Source organism: Vibrio sp. 1069, from assembly GCF_033340555.1.
This window is the reverse complement of the sequence record NZ_JAWOWP010000002.1, coordinates 647,631-664,229: the sequence shown is the minus strand read 5'-3', so window position 1 is coordinate 664,229 and position 16,599 is coordinate 647,631. Positions and strand designations below refer to the sequence as shown.

At 43.2% G+C, this 16,599-nt stretch carries 15 protein-coding genes and 2 pseudogenes; 12 read left to right on the top strand and 5 right to left on the bottom strand.

Translation table 11 applies throughout. The annotated features are described in order from the left end of the window. Window positions 1-153: 153 nt before the first annotated feature. Together R7040_RS30600 and R7040_RS30595 are read right to left on the bottom strand one after the other, a co-directional pair. A pseudogene (locus R7040_RS30600) lies at window positions 154-402 on the bottom strand (EAL domain-containing protein); the annotation flags it as partial. Window positions 403-488: 86 nt separating this feature from the next. Continuing rightward, window positions 489-808 (bottom strand): annotated as a pseudogene (locus tag R7040_RS30595) (GGDEF domain-containing protein); the annotation flags it as partial. A gap of 363 nt (window positions 809-1,171) precedes the next feature. Here R7040_RS30595 and R7040_RS06060 point away from each other — a divergent pair. After that, the gene (locus R7040_RS06060; RefSeq protein WP_005375697.1) at window positions 1,172-2,365 is read left to right on the top strand and encodes an acetate/propionate family kinase; all 1,194 of its coding nucleotides are present in this window, start codon (window positions 1,172-1,174) and stop codon (window positions 2,363-2,365) included. 68 nt (window positions 2,366-2,433) lie between these two features. On the opposite strand, the gene R7040_RS06055 is transcribed toward R7040_RS06060, so the two are convergent. After that, complete coding sequence (locus R7040_RS06055; protein WP_258469904.1) at window positions 2,434-3,363, bottom strand: LysR family transcriptional regulator; 930 nt, start codon at window positions 3,361-3,363, stop codon at window positions 2,434-2,436. Window positions 3,364-3,491: 128 nt separating this feature from the next. On the opposite strand from R7040_RS06055, the gene R7040_RS06050 reads away from it, so the two are divergent. From R7040_RS06050 to R7040_RS06035, 4 genes are all read left to right on the top strand, one after another. Continuing rightward, window positions 3,492-4,406, top strand: coding sequence for an alpha/beta hydrolase (locus R7040_RS06050; protein WP_017635746.1), 915 nt, complete (start codon window positions 3,492-3,494; stop codon window positions 4,404-4,406). Window positions 4,407-4,478: 72 nt separating this feature from the next. Continuing rightward, window positions 4,479-5,417 carry an alpha/beta hydrolase gene (locus R7040_RS06045; RefSeq protein ID WP_017635745.1) on the top strand — a complete coding sequence of 313 codons (939 nt, stop codon included), beginning with the start codon at window positions 4,479-4,481 and terminating at the stop codon, window positions 5,415-5,417. Between the two features lie 205 nt (window positions 5,418-5,622). After that, window positions 5,623-5,925: a hypothetical protein gene (locus R7040_RS06040; protein WP_054574367.1), complete on the top strand. Its 303-nt coding sequence runs from the start codon at window positions 5,623-5,625 to the stop codon at window positions 5,923-5,925. Window positions 5,926-6,141: 216 nt separating this feature from the next. Continuing rightward, window positions 6,142-7,350, top strand: coding sequence for an alpha/beta hydrolase family protein (locus tag R7040_RS06035; RefSeq protein WP_240694219.1), 1,209 nt, complete (start codon window positions 6,142-6,144; stop codon window positions 7,348-7,350). 119 nt (window positions 7,351-7,469) lie between these two features. Here R7040_RS06035 and R7040_RS06030 read toward each other — a convergent pair whose 3' ends face one another. Then, entirely contained in the window at window positions 7,470-8,276 is an 807-nt protein-coding gene (locus R7040_RS06030) for a sulfite exporter TauE/SafE family protein (protein WP_064354623.1), read from the bottom strand. 122 nt (window positions 8,277-8,398) lie between these two features. On the opposite strand from R7040_RS06030, the gene R7040_RS06025 reads away from it, so the two are divergent. From R7040_RS06025 to R7040_RS06000, 6 genes are all read left to right on the top strand, one after another. Further along, window positions 8,399-9,193, top strand: coding sequence for an AraC family transcriptional regulator (locus R7040_RS06025; RefSeq protein WP_054729357.1), 795 nt, complete (start codon window positions 8,399-8,401; stop codon window positions 9,191-9,193). A 335-nt stretch (window positions 9,194-9,528) separates the two neighbouring features. Beyond that, a complete protein-coding gene (locus R7040_RS06020; RefSeq protein WP_017635741.1) occupies window positions 9,529-10,197 on the top strand; it encodes a DUF1826 domain-containing protein in 669 nt (222 codons plus the stop codon). A 4-nt stretch (window positions 10,198-10,201) separates the two neighbouring features. Then, window positions 10,202-10,672 (top strand): Fur family transcriptional regulator, encoded by a 471-nt coding sequence (locus R7040_RS06015; RefSeq protein ID WP_017635740.1) that lies wholly within the window; start codon window positions 10,202-10,204, stop codon window positions 10,670-10,672. 82 nt (window positions 10,673-10,754) lie between these two features. Beyond that, window positions 10,755-12,089 carry a dihydroorotase gene (locus R7040_RS06010; protein ID WP_318081139.1) on the top strand — a complete coding sequence of 445 codons (1,335 nt, stop codon included), beginning with the start codon at window positions 10,755-10,757 and terminating at the stop codon, window positions 12,087-12,089. Window positions 12,090-12,133: 44 nt separating this feature from the next. Further along, complete coding sequence (locus R7040_RS06005; protein WP_318081138.1) at window positions 12,134-12,694, top strand: carbonate dehydratase; 561 nt, start codon at window positions 12,134-12,136, stop codon at window positions 12,692-12,694. Next, window positions 12,684-13,694, top strand: coding sequence for a GTP-binding protein (locus tag R7040_RS06000; RefSeq protein ID WP_318081137.1), 1,011 nt, complete (start codon window positions 12,684-12,686; stop codon window positions 13,692-13,694). The genes R7040_RS06005 and R7040_RS06000 overlap by 11 nt, the downstream gene beginning before the upstream one ends. Before the next feature lie 207 nt (window positions 13,695-13,901). Here R7040_RS06000 and R7040_RS05995 read toward each other — a convergent pair whose 3' ends face one another. Then, window positions 13,902-14,774, bottom strand: a complete 873-nt coding sequence (locus tag R7040_RS05995) for an aspartoacylase (RefSeq protein ID WP_053303731.1) — start codon at window positions 14,772-14,774, stop codon at window positions 13,902-13,904. A gap of 147 nt (window positions 14,775-14,921) precedes the next feature. Between R7040_RS05995 and R7040_RS05990 the strand changes: the two genes are divergently transcribed. Next, window positions 14,922-16,187, top strand: coding sequence for a peptidoglycan DD-metalloendopeptidase family protein (locus R7040_RS05990; RefSeq protein ID WP_213869702.1), 1,266 nt, complete (start codon window positions 14,922-14,924; stop codon window positions 16,185-16,187). Window positions 16,188-16,599: the final 412 nt, after the last annotated feature.

Here is a 16,599-nt window from a genome sequence, read left to right as displayed (position 1 = left end):
CTACAGTGAGTTTAAAAGCGAGGGAGTAATCGCGCTGAGTTCTTTTAGTTGTTGATTTCATAACACTCTCCAATTTTTTTGGGGGGAAAGTGTCAACCTTATTTAGGACGGCACACAAAAAGAATTGAAAGCCGAGCAAAGCGCTCGGCTTTTTTATGCGCGTCTAATACGGTTTTGCTTTTCATCGTGTTTGTTTACCCAACTTATTACTTCGTCTAAGGGCAGGGCAGGACAGAACAAGTAACCCTGAATGATGTCACAGCCTCGACTTCTCAAAAAATGCAGTGTGTCCATGTCTTGAACGCCTTCTGCTACGACCGAATACCCTAATCCATGTGCTAGCGCAATCGTGTTCTCAACGATAGAGCGTGAGCCTTCAGTGCGGCTTGCTGTGAAAAGAAATTAACCAGCTTACCTTGAAACGTATTATCAATCTTTCGACGTTTTTGAGGTTATCTCATAATTTGAATCAGTCATTGGCCTTCAGGTTGTGTCATGTCTTCGATAGACTCAAAGCAGTATTTACGATTAGGGAGCCCAGTAAGAGCGTCATGGACAGCATTGCGCTTCTCTCTTTCAGCAACGGTATGAAGCTCTAATATCGAATCGTTGCTCCACTTAATCACCAGCACGACAAAGGTATGCCGCCAAAAATTATAAGAGAAACGCCCGTTTCTAAGAGAGAAGCAATAGGTTTTTGCATGATGGCGTGCAAAAAAACGGCATAAGCAAAAATGAAACAGCTGATTAACAATAATAGGTAAGTCCACCCGGTTACGTCAGTTTTTGAGCAGATGTTTTTTGTCATCTGCCATCCCCAGCAGAGCAAAATCAAACCTAAGATCACTAGTAGAAACGCAATAGTGAGCACATTATTACCCCGATTTATTGATTGGTTTGTTATTTTTGTTAACCCAATAAACAACGTGTTTTATATGCCTGACTTTGTACAAATTGACCTGTTCATAAACTATGTTTAACAAGTGATATTTTTTAGTCTTCAAATAAAATCAAAACTTGCTACAGATCAACAAAATTTGTTCAATCAAATCGGTTTTACTAAAAGATTGTTGAAAGATTAAAAAATTATTGAATAATAGAGGGGCAAACAAGAAGTACGCAGCGCACAAGCGCTATTACAACCTCTGCTCTACAACAGGATAACTATTTCATGTCTAATTCGTTTGTACTGGTCATCAACTCTGGTAGCTCTTCATTAAAATTTGCTGTTATTGATTCTGAAACCGGTGAAGCTTTGGTATCAGGTATTGGTGAGTGTTTTGGCCTACCTGAAGCTGAAATCAGTTGGAAATATCAGGGAGAAAAAACCGTTGAAGCAATTCCAGCTGGCGGCAACCATCATCAGTACGCCGTTGAGCGAGTGGTAAAACTACTCGATACTCTAGGTTTGAGCTCAAAATTTGTCGCTGTAGGCCATCGCATTGTCGCAGGCGGTGAAACCTTTAAAGGAACTGTGAAAGTTGATGAAACAGTTATTCAAGAAGTAGAGCGCCTTGCTGAACTTGCACCACTTCATAACAAAGCGAACGCTGAAGGCATGAGAGCGGCAATGGCGGCGTTCCCTTCACTGCCTCAATTTGCTGTATTTGACACTGCTTTCCACCAAACAATGCCAGCCAAAGCCTTTATGTACGCACTTCCTTACGAGCTTTACGAAGAGCATAAAGTGCGTCGTTACGGTGCTCACGGTACAAGCCACTACTACGTAAGCCGTGAAGCAGCGAAAATGCTAGATAAGCCGGTTGAAGAAAGCAGCTTTATCACTGTGCACTTAGGTAACGGTGCATCAGTGAGTGCGGTTAAAAATGGCGAATGTGTTGATACAAGTATGGGTTTGACGCCGTTAGCTGGCCTAATGATGGGCACTCGCTGTGGTGACCTTGATCCAAGTGTTATCGAGTTCCTTTTCCGTAAAGGCTGGGAAAAAGACGAAGTGTTCGAGATGATGAACAAGAAGTCAGGTTTCTTAGGTGTATCTGGTGTGACAAGTGATGCTCGTGGCGTACTAGAAGCAATGGAAGCGGGGAATTCACGTGCGAAGTTGGCATTTGAAATCTTCACTTACCGTGTTGCGAAATACATTACTTCTTACCTAGCTGCTCTGGATTCATTAGACGGCATCATCTTCACTGGTGGTATTGGTGAAAACTCACTACCAATTCGTCGTGAAATCTTGAAAAACCTAAAACTTCTAGGTTTTGTTGAAGATGAGAAAGGTAACGAAGATGCAAGATTTGGTAACGCAGGTGTTATTGCAACATCTGAGTTGTTAGGTGCCAAAGCTCTTGTTATTCCTACTAACGAGGAATTTGTGATAGCTAAACAATCGGTTGAACTATTGTAATATATAACGAAAACAGAAAGTTAAAAGCGAGCCTCGTGCTCGCTTTTTTATTTAAAGCAATTTGGCAATTACTCTTTGGGTTTCAGAGCTTCGCGCTTTTCGATTAAAAAATCCATCAAGACGCGGATTTTTTTCGGCATATGCTCTCGTGAAGGTATATATAAATAAAACCCTGGAAACTCTTTGCACCAAGGTGTCAGAACTCGGGTCAATCTTCCCTCATCTATGTGCTTTTCCACCCATAAATCAATATGCTTTACTAAACCCACACCCTGTATTGCAGCTTGTAACATACTATAGTCATCATTAAAAATAGCATTGCCTTTAGGCTCGAAAACGAGGGTGCGCTTTGCAACATCTGGAGAGGTTAGCGACCAATGATCAATTGTTCCGCTAGAGGTAAAACGATAAGCAAGGCAATTGTGACCTTCTAAATCCTCAGGAGTTTGAGGTAGTCCATTTTGCCTAAAGTATTCAGGAGAGCCCACTATTGCCGTTGTTAACGGCGGAGTAATAGGGACCGCAACCATATGTTCATCTAAGCTTAATCCTAAGCGAATGCCAGCGTCAACGCCTTCTGCGACGATGTTAGAAAACCCATCATCCATGATTAGCTCTAGGCGTATTTTAGGATAACGAGAGAGGAACTCACCTAGATAGGGCTCAATAAGCAGCCGAGCAGCGGTTCTTGATACACTGATACGGATTAATCCCGAAGGCTCAAGATGAGAGTCGTTCAATTCGTTAACGACCTGCTCAATGTTCATCAATGAAGGTTGCAAAATATCAAGCAGACGTTGGCCTTCTTCCGTCAGCGACATACTTCTGGTGGTTCGATTAATTAACCGAACTTGTAGCTGTTGCTCTAACGCTTTCAGGTGTTGTGATAAGGCAGCACGGGTTATCCCCATTTCTAAGGCTGCTTTAGTGAAACTGCGATGGCGAGCAATATGTGCAAACCACGTCAGTGATGAAATTAAAGAAGGTTCTATTCTCATTTGTTAAGTATAACTAAACAGTCATGTAGATAAAACGATATTTATCCGAAACAGTGTGTTGACTAATATTACCTCGAAGCTTAGGTCAGCCTGAGATGAACAGTTAACCTCTAATGGAGAATGTCGCTATGTCTAAAGTCACTTTCAAAAATCTCAATGGTCAAGGTATTGAGATTTCAGCGGTTATCAACTTCCCTACAGATTTTGATGCAAGTAAACAATATGCGGCGGTTGTTGTTTCACACCCAGGTGGTGGCGTAAAAGAGCAAACCGCAGGCCTATATGCGAGTAAACTTGCAAAAAGCGGCATAATTGCCATTGCGTTTGACCGTTCGTATCAAGGTGAAAGTACAGGTGAGCCTCGCCAAATGGAAAACCCTTACACGAGTACTGAAGACGTGAGCGCAGTCGTCGACTATCTGACAACGTTAGAGTACGTCGATAACGATAAAATTGGCGCAATGGGGATTTGTGCTGGTGCGGGCTATAGTGCAAATGCAGCGATCAATGATCGTCGAATCAAAGCACTGGGTATGGTTAGTGCCGTAAACATTGGCCAAATGTTCCGTAATGGTTGGGATAATTCGGTTAACGATGCTGACGCTGTTGGTTACTTAGAATTTGGTTCGAATGCTCGCACAACCGACACGAATGGTACAGAATTCGCGACTATTCCTCTAGCTCCGATGCGTGAAGAAGATGCCTCAAATGCAGAACTACGCGAAGCTTGGGAGTATTACCACACACCACGTTGTGAACATCCAAATGCGCCGGGTTTTGCTCTAACTCGTAACTTAAATCAGATCATTACTTACGATGCGTACCACAAAGCGGAAGCATTCCTAACTCTGCCAATTCTTGCTGTCGTTGGTAGTGACGCAGGCAGCAAATGGATGAGTGATGACCTGATAGAACGTGCTGCGAGTTCAGATAAAACCTTGTATGCCATTGATGGTGCAAACCATATGTCGCTTTATGATGTTGCCGAATACGTCGATGACGCAGTATCCCAACTCGCATCTTTCTTCCAACGCACTCTTTAATATTCCCGATGAAAGGCTCAATTGCTTCGAGCCTTTCTGCTCTCAAGGCTTTTTACTCTTAAGGTATTGATTATGAATATGCAAAAAATCACTTTTAGAAATGCTGATATGTCTTGGGATATGTCTGCATTAATTTTATTCCCAGAAGGCTTCAATGAATCGAAACGCTACCCAACAATGATAAGTGTTCATCCTTTTGGTAGTTGTAAAGAACAAACATCCAGCGCTGTCTATGGTAAAGCCCTTGCTGAGTTAGGTTACGTCGTGATCGCATTTGACGCGAGCTTCCAAGGAGAATCGGGAGGATTGCCTCGCTACGTAGAAGACCCAAGTCAACGTGTTGAAGATATCAGTCGCGTTATCGACTATGCAGTAACTTTACCATATGTCGATGAGAATAGAATTGGTGGACTCGGTATCTGCGGCGGTGGTGGTTACATGATCAATTCAGCCCTAACCGAAAAGCGCTTGAAAGCTGTCGTAGGTATTACGCCTGTTAACTTAGGCCGCTTGTTCCGTGAAGGCTTTAGTATGTACGACCCTATCGCCAATCTTGAAGCTATGGCTGCACAGAGAACAGCCGAAGCTCGCGGCTCAGAGCTGAAAATCGATGAACTTCTTCCTCCAAATATTGAATTTGCAAAAGAAAATGGATTAACAGAACGAGACGTGTTCGAAGCTACTGAATACTACAAAACATCACGTGGACAAACCGAAGGTGGTGCAACTCGTATGCTGTTTTCACATGCACAGAAAACACTGAGCTGGGATGCCTTTGCATTTGCCGAAACGTTATTGACTCAGCCTGTTATGGCCGTGGTAGGGCAAAAAGTCGGGGCGTTTGGTGCTTATCGTGATGGGCAGGAAATTTATGGCCGCTCTGTTCAATCAAAAGACCGACAGCTGGTTAATTTGGAAAATTGGTCTCACTATGAACTGTATGACCATCCAGAAGCAGTCGGCATTGCAATGGACAAGGTTTCTGCATTCCTTGAAACACACTTAAAATAATCTAATAAGTTAGAAGCGTTTTGTAGAGTTGCAAAGCGCTTATTTTTAACAGCGTAAGATGTAGTTCGAAGCGAGTAGGTCGGTAAATCTTCGTGCGAATAACCTCATCTACAGGCTATTGACTAAATACCACTGCCAAATACTGTTTAAGACAATGTAGACTGAGACCTAATTAAAGGCGTTAGATAGGAAGGCAGTTTAATTCATGCGCAAATCAGATAAGAAGGTCGAGAATCTAATTAGAGAAGTGTTGACCGAAGTTTGTGAAGATACGCTAAAAGGCTACGATGGCTTTCTTTGGGTGACTCATACCGTCAAATTCTCTTCTTTTCCACAAAGTTTAGAAATAGTCTGCGTATTCGAAACGAAGCAAGATCGAGCTAACTTTTTTGAAGGAGAGGGCCGCCAGCATGTTTCCACAACTATTCAAAAGGCATTTAATAAGGCAGGAGTGCAACTAAAGAACGTCAGTAAGCAAATCAGTTACGATACAAAACAAAAGTGTTAGTGCGGGCAGCAATGGTCCGTAATAAAATGGTGCTTGGCTACCTTGCTATAAAAATGCAAAGGGCACTGGATGGGCAATGAAGCTTCAGCTCACTTAGATATACATCGGTGTAACTATGAGTTATGGAGTTATGGATTGTGAATACGGTTGGTTTTCTAATGTTGCCTTAAGAGGCCATGATTAGTCGTTTACAATGAGTAAAGTACAAACTTCTGCATGGTGGATATCCGCAGAAAATTATTGAAAAGAAAGGCTCTAGCTGGAGCGGTCTATCATTTTCTTTGGGTTACCTCGACTATGAATAGCTTAATTGCTATGTTTCGCAAAATATATGGATATTCTTCTGCTCGTTATCTTCAGATGCCGTGCAGAAGAATGTGTTTGCCGGCTGAGGGAAAAATGAAAACCAAAATAATAATGTCTTTTCTACTCGCTACATTATGTGTCAGTGTCAGCGCCAGTACGAATGAGCCGAAATACCATTCTGCGCTAACAGTCAAAACGGGATTCAGTGAAGACAGAGACAAGCCTGTGGAAGTCTATTATTGGTATCCCACAACGAACGAAAAAAACAACTTCTCGTTTGGTAGGGGGAACATTTTTAAATCAGTCGAAACGCAGTTAGATGCCCCTTTAGCAAGTGGAAAATTTCCCGTTGTGCTTTTGTCGCAGGGCGGAACACGGTCAGCGTTTTCCCACAGTGGTTGGATAGCCTCGAGCCTGGCGCAACAAGGTTATGTCGTTGTGGTACCAAAGCCTCCTGCACCGAACGAAATCAATGCAGAAATGGCTGTTGATGAAATCACATTCAGAACCAGTGATTTGGTGCTTGGGCTGAACGAATTAAGTTCGGTCGGGATACTGTCCGGAGGCGTAGATACTGATGCAGTGCAGGGGGTCGGCTTTTTTCTGGGCGGCACATCTATGCTGATGCTCTCCGGAGCTCAAATAAGCCCGGAGAAATATCGAACATCGTGTCACAACGCCACCAATGTAGACTGTCATTGGTTACGTGAAAATAACGTTGATATTACCAGCATCCCGGATCAAAAATTCCCCCGATTTCAGTCTGAAAACAAACTGAAATCGGTCGTCGTTATCAACCCTGAGCTAACGAAAACTTTTGTCCCTGAAACTCTGGCCTTGATGAACAATGCTATCACCGTGGTGGCGCTCTCTGATCGGCTACATCCCGCACTGACACCAGCCGAATCACTTGTTGCTCTTCCCAATGTGACGTTTCAAGAGATCCCCAGTGCGAGTCAGTTTAGTGCGTTCGCAGAATGTACTGAGCGTGGCATTAAAATTCTCGCATCAGAAGGGGAGGAAGCACTTTGCCAGGAGCGTGACGAGGTTTCCAGAAAGGACAATCACCAGAAAATTTTGGATGTAATTCTGACTAGCCTAACAAAGCCACAAGAATAGCAACAATGTGACACTTTCTTACACATTGTCTGTTCGAGTAAGCAAAGCGAGGAGTAAGTTTTGTGTAGGCTTATCCCTCCACCATAGTGCAAGGCCTACTAGTGACCGTGTTATTTGCTCTAACTAAGTACTTGTACCAACATTTTGAAACTTAGAAGAACACACAAAATACCAACGATTTTCTTAAGAACTTTATTTGGGAAATACGCTGCACAACGCACGCCGAGGCTAGTAGTTAAGTAGCTACTAATGGAGAAGCTGAGCATTGCAGGAAGGTATATGTATCCTAATACTAAGTTGTTCCAATCTGTGTTTCCCCATCCGTTTAACATGTAACCGAGGCTTCCTGACAGCGCGATAGGGAAACCTATCGCAGCAGAGGTACCAATAGCACGTTTTACCTCAAAATTTTGCTGGACAAGATAGGGGATGATCAACCCCGCACCGCTTATAGAGACAAGTGCTGATACAGAGCCAATCACCGAGCCTACAGTGATATTACCGATAGCTCCATGTGGGTTCGGGTTGTACTCATTTTCAGTGTTGAGGAACATCTTATAAGCAACATACAACATGAATACGCTAAAAAAGCCTGCCAGATAGACGCCTTGTAGATACGATGCTACGAATGTGGCGCAAAATGTTCCGACTAGAACTCCGCTCAACATTTTTACTACCATTGTCGAGTCTACATTCTCTTTTTTGTAGTGAGCGCGCATGCTGCCCAATGTTGTAACAATCATCGAAGCCATTGATGTCCCTAACGCAAGATGGACCACTTCTGTATCAGCTATTCCCTGTAGTGAAAATAGAAACGCAAAAATAGGGACGGCCATTCCACCACCACCCACACCAACGAGTCCTGCGAGAAAGCCAATGCCCAAGCCTGCTGTAATGTAATAGATAATAAAGATAGGTTCGTTCATGATGGTTCTGCCTTCGATAAAATGGTCGTTGCTAAAATGTTACTCGAACGTGAACTTGCTATGGTAACGTTAAGAGGACAGAAAATAATGAATAATGGCCAAAATGGAATTGAGTAAATAAAGTGACAAACTCTGATTACAGCGAGTGGAAAAATGGCGCCGCACTGATCGCTAAGGAGTGGCAGCATGAAAGGAGCGACTTCAACCATTTGGATCAACGGCCACATAATTGGCACAGTCATCATCGAGGCCAGTTACTGTGTATAGATGAAGGGCTAATACAGGTAAAAACCGATGAAGGAACGTGGATACTACCACCTCACCGAGCTGGTTGGATCCCCCCGGGTGCGATGCACAGTGTTTATTTTTGTGGTTCTCTGAAAGGTCGTTCATTACTGTTTACTCCAGAGAGTTGTGAGCGGTTTCCAATGAGACCTTGTGTTATCCAAATGAGCGATGTGTTGAAAGCCCTATCGGTTAGAGCATCGATATGGAGCAAAACAGACGATCTATCCATACAGTCTTTACGTATTCTTGCCGTAATATCCGATGAAATCGTCAATAGCCCTCATGAGTCACTCCACATCCCGCTGCCCAGAGATCCGAGACTGCAAAAAGTTACTCAAGCAATTTTAATAGACCCAAACAGCAAGCATTCTGTAGAGCATTGGGCCAATATTGGGGCAGTCTCATCTCGGACGTTAAGACGATTGATTCGAAGTGAGTTAAACATGAGTTTTAGTGAATGGCGGCAACAAGTACTGCTAATACATTCATTAGAAATGATAGCTCGAGGGGAATCGGTGGGAGATATTGCACATGCTTTAGGTTATTCGACGCCCAGCAACTTTATCGCGATGTTTCGTCGGGTCTATGGCGATTCACCTACGCGTTACTTTTCTAATCGCGGAATATAATTTCCGTGCTCGCATGCTCATGATGTTCCCCTAATTATCTTTAATCAAAAAAGGTAAATATTGAAAAGATTAATTGTTATGTTATAACATTGCCTTGTTTGGGGCTCTACAATTTGTTGTTTAAAGAATTGATCTCACAACCAGTAGTCTCCTATTGAGAGTAAACGTTGATTTCTTCACAAGCGTTGTCTGACTTGACTCTACATGGGGTGGGACTGTGTCAATATGTCCGTGAACTAGAGCGAAATCGTAACGATTACTAGGTCTCATAGCCCTAGAAAATCAACGTTATTAAAACCTTTACCTGACCTTTTTAACGCTTGGGAGGAAGATATATGAGCATTGATGTAGTTGAGAACCCGCTTCGTGTCCAAAAAACATCATCGTTGGCGATATCGACATCAGCGAACATACTTAGCGACATCTACAAACCAGAGCACAATATTGCCATATGGCAGCGAACGCTCTCGAAAGAGTTGACGAAGGACATTAATCTGATGCTGGCTCAGGAGCCTAGATTGGCACTGGTACAAAGTGTCACGCCAGATGATGCTGCACAATGGGTACGAAGCAAGTTAGAGGGCTATGCGTGTGCTGATGCGCTGAGTGAAGATGTTGCTTTAATCGTCGATATGTTCTGCTGTTTGTTTGAGGTTAAAGAAGCAGGTTTGAGACTAACTCGCCTAGACAGCCCGATGTGCCCGAAATTTCACTTTGATCGTGTGCCTTGCAGACTTGTCATAACTTATACCGGCCGAGCGACCGAATGGTTAACCAACGATACCATTGATCGCACTAAACTCGGTGCCGGTAGTCTCGGTCAACCTGATCACCTATCGGGCTTATACGACTCTGAAAGTGCAATACGACGAATGCAGCCTGGCGATGTTGCCCTGCTCAAAGGAAGTGGTTGGGAAGGCAATGAAGCCACTGGACTTATACATCGCTCTCCACATGTTGCAGACAATGAACGTCGCTTACTACTCACATTGGATTTCATCTAGAGATATGAGAAAGCTCAAAACGGTAGATGACGTCATGAAGCAGGTAGAGAAAATCTGCCTGCTGCGAGGTAAACAACTCACTACTAAACGGAAATTGATACTGACTTCACTGCTATATGCGGAGAAGCCGCTTTCTGCCTACGAACTAGTTGACTACTGCAATCACAACTTTTCTCAAAACATTCAAGCGATGTCGGTTTATCGAATACTCGATTTCCTTGAAGCAGAGCACTTTGTCCATAAGCTCAATACATCTAGTAAATACGTCGTTTGTTCTCAAATCGCGTGCGATCAGAAGCATGGCGTTCCACAGTTTTTGATTTGCTCTCAGTGTGGAAAGGTTAGTGAAATAGCGGTTGAAGCCAATGTTATTTCTAGCGTATGTGCGAAAGCCATACAAGAAGGCTTCACCGTTCTTAGCCCACAATTTGAGATTTCCTGTGTTTGCGATGAATGCGCAAACCGCCCCCTATGAGGCAGACACACGATCTCCCCTTATAGCTTCACAAGGTGACCGAGTACTGGCCACATTTATAAATTATCTAAAAGAATGAATTATGTCAGCAACATTGATTAAAAACGCTCGGGTGGTCAACGAAGGAGCCATTACCGAAACAGATTTACGTATTGTTGATCAAAGAATTGACAAGATTGCTACTAATATATCCGTACAACACGGAGATATTGTAATTGATGCTAAAGGGGCTTATTTACTGCCAGGCATGATTGACGATCAAGTGCATTTCCGAGAACCTGGGCTGACACATAAAGGCACAATTGCAAGCGAGTCGCGGGCAGCGGTAGCCGGCGGTATTACAAGCTACATGGAAATGTCCAATGTTAGTCCGGCTACAACGACTATTGACTCGTTAGAGCGCAAGTTCGCTCTCGCTAAAGAAAGCTCGTTTGCGAATTATTCTTTCTACCTCGGTGCAACCGAAGACAATCTTGAACAGATTAAACAACTTAACCCCAAACAACATTGTGGTGTGAAAGTATTTATGGGGGCATCAACAGGAAATTTGTTAGTCGAAGATCCGCAAGCGTTGGAGTCAATTTTTCGTGACTCTCCAGTACTCATTGTTACTCATTGTGAAAGTGGGACTGTTATTAAACAAAACCAGCAAAAGCAAAGGCTTAAGAAGCCAGGTTTCACTATCGAAGACCATCCCATTTTGCGTGACGAAGAGGCCTGTTACGCTTCATCTTCTTATGCGGTAGAACTTGCCAAAAAGTATCACAGCCAACTGCATGTGCTGCACATCACAACGGCGAAGGAGCTAGCACTTTTTGACGAGGGAGACATTCGAGATAAATCAATCACCGCGGAGGCTTGTGTTCACCATCTTTGGTTCAGCAACAAAGATTATGGCGCTCTTGGTAATTTGATCAAATGTAATCCTTCAATCAAGTTTCCTAGTGACCGCGATGCGTTGTTAAAAGCGTTAAATACGGGGCAAATAGATATCATTGCAACAGATCACGCTCCTCACACTTGGCAAGAAAAACAAGTGCCTTACGAGCAGGCTCCAGCCGGACTGCCGTTAGTTCAGCATGCGTTACTTACTCTCTTCGAGCATGTCCGTTTAGGTCATATGAGTTTGACTCAAGTAGTCGAAAAAACTGCGCACAACCCGGCCATTCGCTATGGCATTCAAGGCCGAGGTTTTATTCGTGAAGGTTACTACGCCGATTTGGTGTTGGTTGATGCTCATACCCCAACACGAGTTAGCAACGAAAACAGTTTATATCACTGTGGTTGGTCGCCTTTTGCTGGACATGAATTTTCAGCTCAAATTCAAAAGACTTGGGTCAATGGCGCGCTAGTTTATGCCAATAACAAAGTCATCGATAAACCAGCTGGAGCGATGCGTTTATCCTTCAATCGTTAAGTCGCTGACCGTAAAAAAAGAGCCATAAACAAACTGGAAGCATTATGTTAAGAAGAAACCCAACGGGCCATATGCCACAGGTGTCCTCAACAGCCTTTATCGATCCAACCGCTATTATCTGTGGCAAAGTCATTATTGAGGATAACGTTTTTATTGGACCCTATGCTGTTATTCGAACTGACGAAGTTAATAACCATGGAGACATGGAAGCTATCGTCATCAAACGTGACACCAATATCCAAGATGGTGTCGTAATTCACTCTAAGGCAGGGGCTGCGGTGACCATTGGTGAGCGCTCATCCATTGCTCATCGTTCGATTATTCATGGTCCTTGCCAGGTTTGTGATGATGTTTTCATTGGCTTCAACTCCGTCGTGTTCAATAGCGTCATCGGTGAGAGGTGTGTTATTCGTCATAACTGTGTCGTCGATGGCCTCGATTTACCCGCTTATTTCCATGTACCACCGATGACCAATATTGGTGTCGGTTTTGATTTAGAGAGTATCTCTAAAGTGCCGCCAGAATATTCAGCTTTTTCCGAATCCGTCGTTTCTGCCAACCATGAACTAGTCCAAGGCTACCGGAGAATTGCCAATGAACTTTAATAAGCCACTGATTTCGCGAGTGCCGACTAACATCATCACTGGCTTTCTCGGGGTGGGGAAAACATCGGCAATAATGCACTTATTGACCCATAAACCGAGTCATGAACGTTGGGCTGTATTGGTCAATGAATTTGGCGAAGTTGGTATTGATGGCAGCTTGTTACAAGGCCAAAAAAAACAAGACCAAGTGTTTATTCGAGAGGTCCCCGGGGGATGTATGTGCTGTGCAGCAGGTCTTCCGATGCAAATCGCCTTAAATCAATTATTGTCTGAAGCAAGGCCAGATCGATTGTTGATTGAGCCTACAGGCCTTGGTCATCCTAAAGAAGTACTGCAAGTGCTATCGACCGAGTATTATCGTCAAATTCTCGCTTTGCAAAAAAACATTACTTTAGTCGATGCACGTAAACTATCGGATCCTAAGTACACTGAGCATGAAACGTTTAACCAGCAAATCACTATCGCAGATACAGTGGTAGGTAATAAGCGCGATCTCTATCAAGATGAAGATGAGCAAAAGCTGACGGCTTATATAGCAAAGCTCGGTCTGCGGGAAACAAAAGTGATTTTCGCTGAACATGGCGCTATCCCTTTTCATGAATGTGAGGGAGCGACTCGTATTGACGTGCAAAAAACGCCCTCTGTTCTTTATCGTGAAAGAGAGAAAAAGTCACTTGTTCCTGAGTTGCCTATGCCTGAGAGTGGCATTCTAAAAGCAACCAATCAGGGGGAAGGTTTCTACAGTATCGGTTGGCGTATCTCCGCTGAAAACGTGTTCGATCATCAAAAGCTGAGATTATTGCTGCTCGACCTCAAGGTCGAACGAATGAAAGCGGTTTTTATCACGGGAAGCGGTATTTTTGGTTACAATCTAACATCAGATGGACTCACAGAGTTTGAACTAGACGAGTGTTCAGAAAGCCGCCTAGAACTGATCTCTTCCGGTCTAGATGACCAATTTGAAGATAGATTATTTCGATGTTTGGAGAAGGCATCATGATAGAAAAGAGAAAACTCTCCTTTTAACCATAATGTCTTACCTCCTTAAAATTCTAGTGGGGTTTCTTTTAAAGCTGCGCTTAGGGCACTTATGCTGCCGTATTAGGGTGGGGTTAGTACCCGTATTTTCTGCCTATGCGGTTCAGGCACAGTTTTATTCATGGGGTGAGGTATCCACGTTACACGTGGCCTAATTACTTGCTTTAAGTTACACGGAAGAAACACGTCTTTTTTTAGCGAGGGCCATTGCTATATTTGCGGTACTGTAGGCGCTCTCATTGATAAAGTGCGGGTAAATTTCCCCTTTGCCATTCCAATGGATATCATAACCAGCGAAAGTCGCTAATAAAGGTGCTCCTGGTTTGACCGCCTCAAAATCTCTGCCACAAATAGTAGGGTGTACTAGTGCTTGCCGCATACCCTCTTGATCAAGTGGAACCCTGATTTCTTCGGTGTAAAAAAACGCCTCATAATCGCTCAGTAAGCCTATTTGGTTGAGGTTGTGCTTTTCAACATAGTCCAATACTGCGGTAAGCATCTGTTTCATCAACTCCAACGTACTGTACTCTAGCGCACCATGTGCTTGCGCCCCGACCTCAATCATTATTCCATATTGCCCAGCAGTACAAAGGTAAGGTTGCTCTTGCCATTCTTTTCGCTCTTCGAAAAGGATATGTGCTGATGGCATTCGTTGTTTGACGTACGCGCCCAGTTTCCGATAAAACACATCGTTAGAAAGCAAAATCAACGTCGCTCCCATATTGCTTGTTGTATTGTGCAGGTCAACAATCAACAGTTTTTCTTGGTTTGCATATTTCTCGATAAATTGATGTGCAATCTTGCTTTCATGCAAATCAGGACAATGATTGCTATTCATTGCTGAGAACTCGCGATTTAAGTCTGTATCGATGTATCGGACGTTGTGTTTTACTGCTTCGGAGTTTGCGATGATCGAGCAGGCTGAAAAGGTTGATCTATTGACAGAGTAACGTTTTTCTTTGATTAGTTTATGTAAATAAATACCAGAAAGTTCGTTTCCGTGTGTTCCTGCAACGATAAGTGCTGAATTGAATGTGTTCATTATTGAGCCTTCTCAAAGAGAATGGGTTGAATGACTGGTCTTCTCTTAGCCAATCCAGTGAACTGAATAAACGTTTACTAAACTGAGTAAAAATAATCCTAGATATGTTATAACATAACAATCGTTGTTATTGATACTTAGTTTCTCATGAGTCAGTTTAAATTTATTGCTTTAATCGTTGCTGTGTTTTGTTTTTCGGTCGCTTTGCTTCTACCTACAGAGGATGAGCCAAATCAAGATAGTCACAGCACTCAACTGAATCAAAGCAGTGATTCGTCATCACCTCCATCATCAAAGATAGTGGTTCCCTCAGATATCAGTTTGACTCCGTTGCCTAAACCTAAACCTAAACAAATACACTACATAGTTAAAGTGGGAGATACGCTCAGTGGTATCTTCGCTCAATTGGGTCTCCCTTACGGTATTTTGCAGCAAATTCTCTCAGTTGATCTTGATCACCTCCAGCTAGATATGATTCAGCCCGGTGAAGAGCTTGAATTAGTGATGGATGACATGGGGCAATTGAGTCGACTAATTTATCATATGAGCCTTGTAGAGAGGGCTATCTACACTAGAGAAAACGATGGCTCCTTCTCTTACGAATTTCAGGAAATTTCAGGGGAATGGCGTGAAACCTTATTTTCGGGAGAAATCAAAGGGAGTTTTTCAGTCTCGGCACATCGAGTAGGATTGGCATCAGGCCACGTCGCAAATATTACGCAGGTGATGAAAGATAAGATTGATTTTGCGCGATCTCTTAGAGCCGGTGACCGTTTCGATATATTAGTGAAACAGCAATATTTAGGTGAACACAAAACTGGCAATAGTGAGATTAAGGCTATTTCTTTTAACTTAGCGAGGGGCGAAGTCGCTGCATTTCTAGCCGAGGATGGACGGTTCTATGATAGAGCTGGTAACAGTTTGGAGCGAGCGTTTAACCGTTATCCTGTCGATAGGGCATACCGCCGAATCACCTCTGGGTTTAACCCTAAGCGTAAACACCCAGTGACGGGAAGAGTCACCCCGCATAACGGAACGGATTTCGCGACACCAATCGGTGCGCCAGTTTATTCTACTGGGGATGGAAAAGTAATTGCGGTCCGCAAGCACCCTTATGCCGGTAATTATTTAGTGATTGAACATAACAGTGTGTACAAAACTCGTTACCTACACTTGAATAAAATCTTGGTTAAAAAAGGTCAAGTTATAAAGCGTGGGCAAAAAATAGCCCTCTCTGGGAATACTGGTCGTTCAACCGGACCACATTTACATTTTGAAGTTTTAGTTCGTAATCGTCCGGTTGATGCAATGAAAGCCGACTTACCTATCGCGAAGTCGCTTCCTAACATCCAGAAACCTTCATTTTTGGCGCGAGTATCAGAGTTTGATTATCTAGTAGAAACGAAAAACTGAGTCCCGACAATTTGTTGGGGCTCAGTTATGCTATTTTGTGTTGTGAGGTTGGAGCAATAGGTGAGTGTCAATATGTGTTCCTAGAAGAATAATGACTGCGATTTTTTCTTTTACGTGCGCCCACATCCGCAACATCGGACGCTTTGCAACAACCTCCGCCTTTGATCGGCCTACGTGAAAACATCACACCAATCGCGAGCATCGCAATACAACTTAGGAAAATAAGAACGGTAAGAACTAAAGTCATAACACCACCTCCTATAAATCGCTGTATTGTCATCTTTCTCCAATTTTATAAACAAAGCAATGGTCGTTTTGTAACCACTTATTGTTTTTATCAATAGTCAGACCTTTGCTGGTGATGAAACGTGCTGAGAAACGAAGGCGAGTTCTGAAAAATCAGTCTCTGTGG

Bases quoted from the DNA above. Each gene is read 5' to 3' on its own strand.
- R7040_RS06060 (WP_005375697.1), top strand. From the start codon at position 1,172: ATGTCTAATTCGTTTGTACTGGTCATCAACTCTGGTAGCTCTTCATTA.
- R7040_RS06055 (WP_258469904.1), bottom strand. From the start codon at position 3,363: ATGAGAATAGAACCTTCTTTAATTTCATCACTGACGTGGTTTGCACAT.
- R7040_RS06050 (WP_017635746.1), top strand. From the start codon at position 3,492: ATGTCTAAAGTCACTTTCAAAAATCTCAATGGTCAAGGTATTGAGATT.
- R7040_RS06045 (WP_017635745.1), top strand. From the start codon at position 4,479: ATGAATATGCAAAAAATCACTTTTAGAAATGCTGATATGTCTTGGGAT.
- R7040_RS06040 (WP_054574367.1), top strand. From the start codon at position 5,623: ATGCGCAAATCAGATAAGAAGGTCGAGAATCTAATTAGAGAAGTGTTG.
- R7040_RS06035 (WP_240694219.1), top strand. From the start codon at position 6,142: ATGGTGGATATCCGCAGAAAATTATTGAAAAGAAAGGCTCTAGCTGGA.
- R7040_RS06030 (WP_064354623.1), bottom strand. From the start codon at position 8,276: ATGAACGAACCTATCTTTATTATCTATTACATTACAGCAGGCTTGGGC.
- R7040_RS06020 (WP_017635741.1), top strand. From the start codon at position 9,529: ATGAGCATTGATGTAGTTGAGAACCCGCTTCGTGTCCAAAAAACATCA.
- R7040_RS06015 (WP_017635740.1), top strand. From the start codon at position 10,202: ATGAGAAAGCTCAAAACGGTAGATGACGTCATGAAGCAGGTAGAGAAA.
- R7040_RS06010 (WP_318081139.1), top strand. From the start codon at position 10,755: ATGTCAGCAACATTGATTAAAAACGCTCGGGTGGTCAACGAAGGAGCC.
- R7040_RS06005 (WP_318081138.1), top strand. From the start codon at position 12,134: ATGTTAAGAAGAAACCCAACGGGCCATATGCCACAGGTGTCCTCAACA.
- R7040_RS06000 (WP_318081137.1), top strand. From the start codon at position 12,684: ATGAACTTTAATAAGCCACTGATTTCGCGAGTGCCGACTAACATCATC.
- R7040_RS05995 (WP_053303731.1), bottom strand. From the start codon at position 14,774: ATGAACACATTCAATTCAGCACTTATCGTTGCAGGAACACACGGAAAC.
- R7040_RS05990 (WP_213869702.1), top strand. From the start codon at position 14,922: ATGAGTCAGTTTAAATTTATTGCTTTAATCGTTGCTGTGTTTTGTTTT.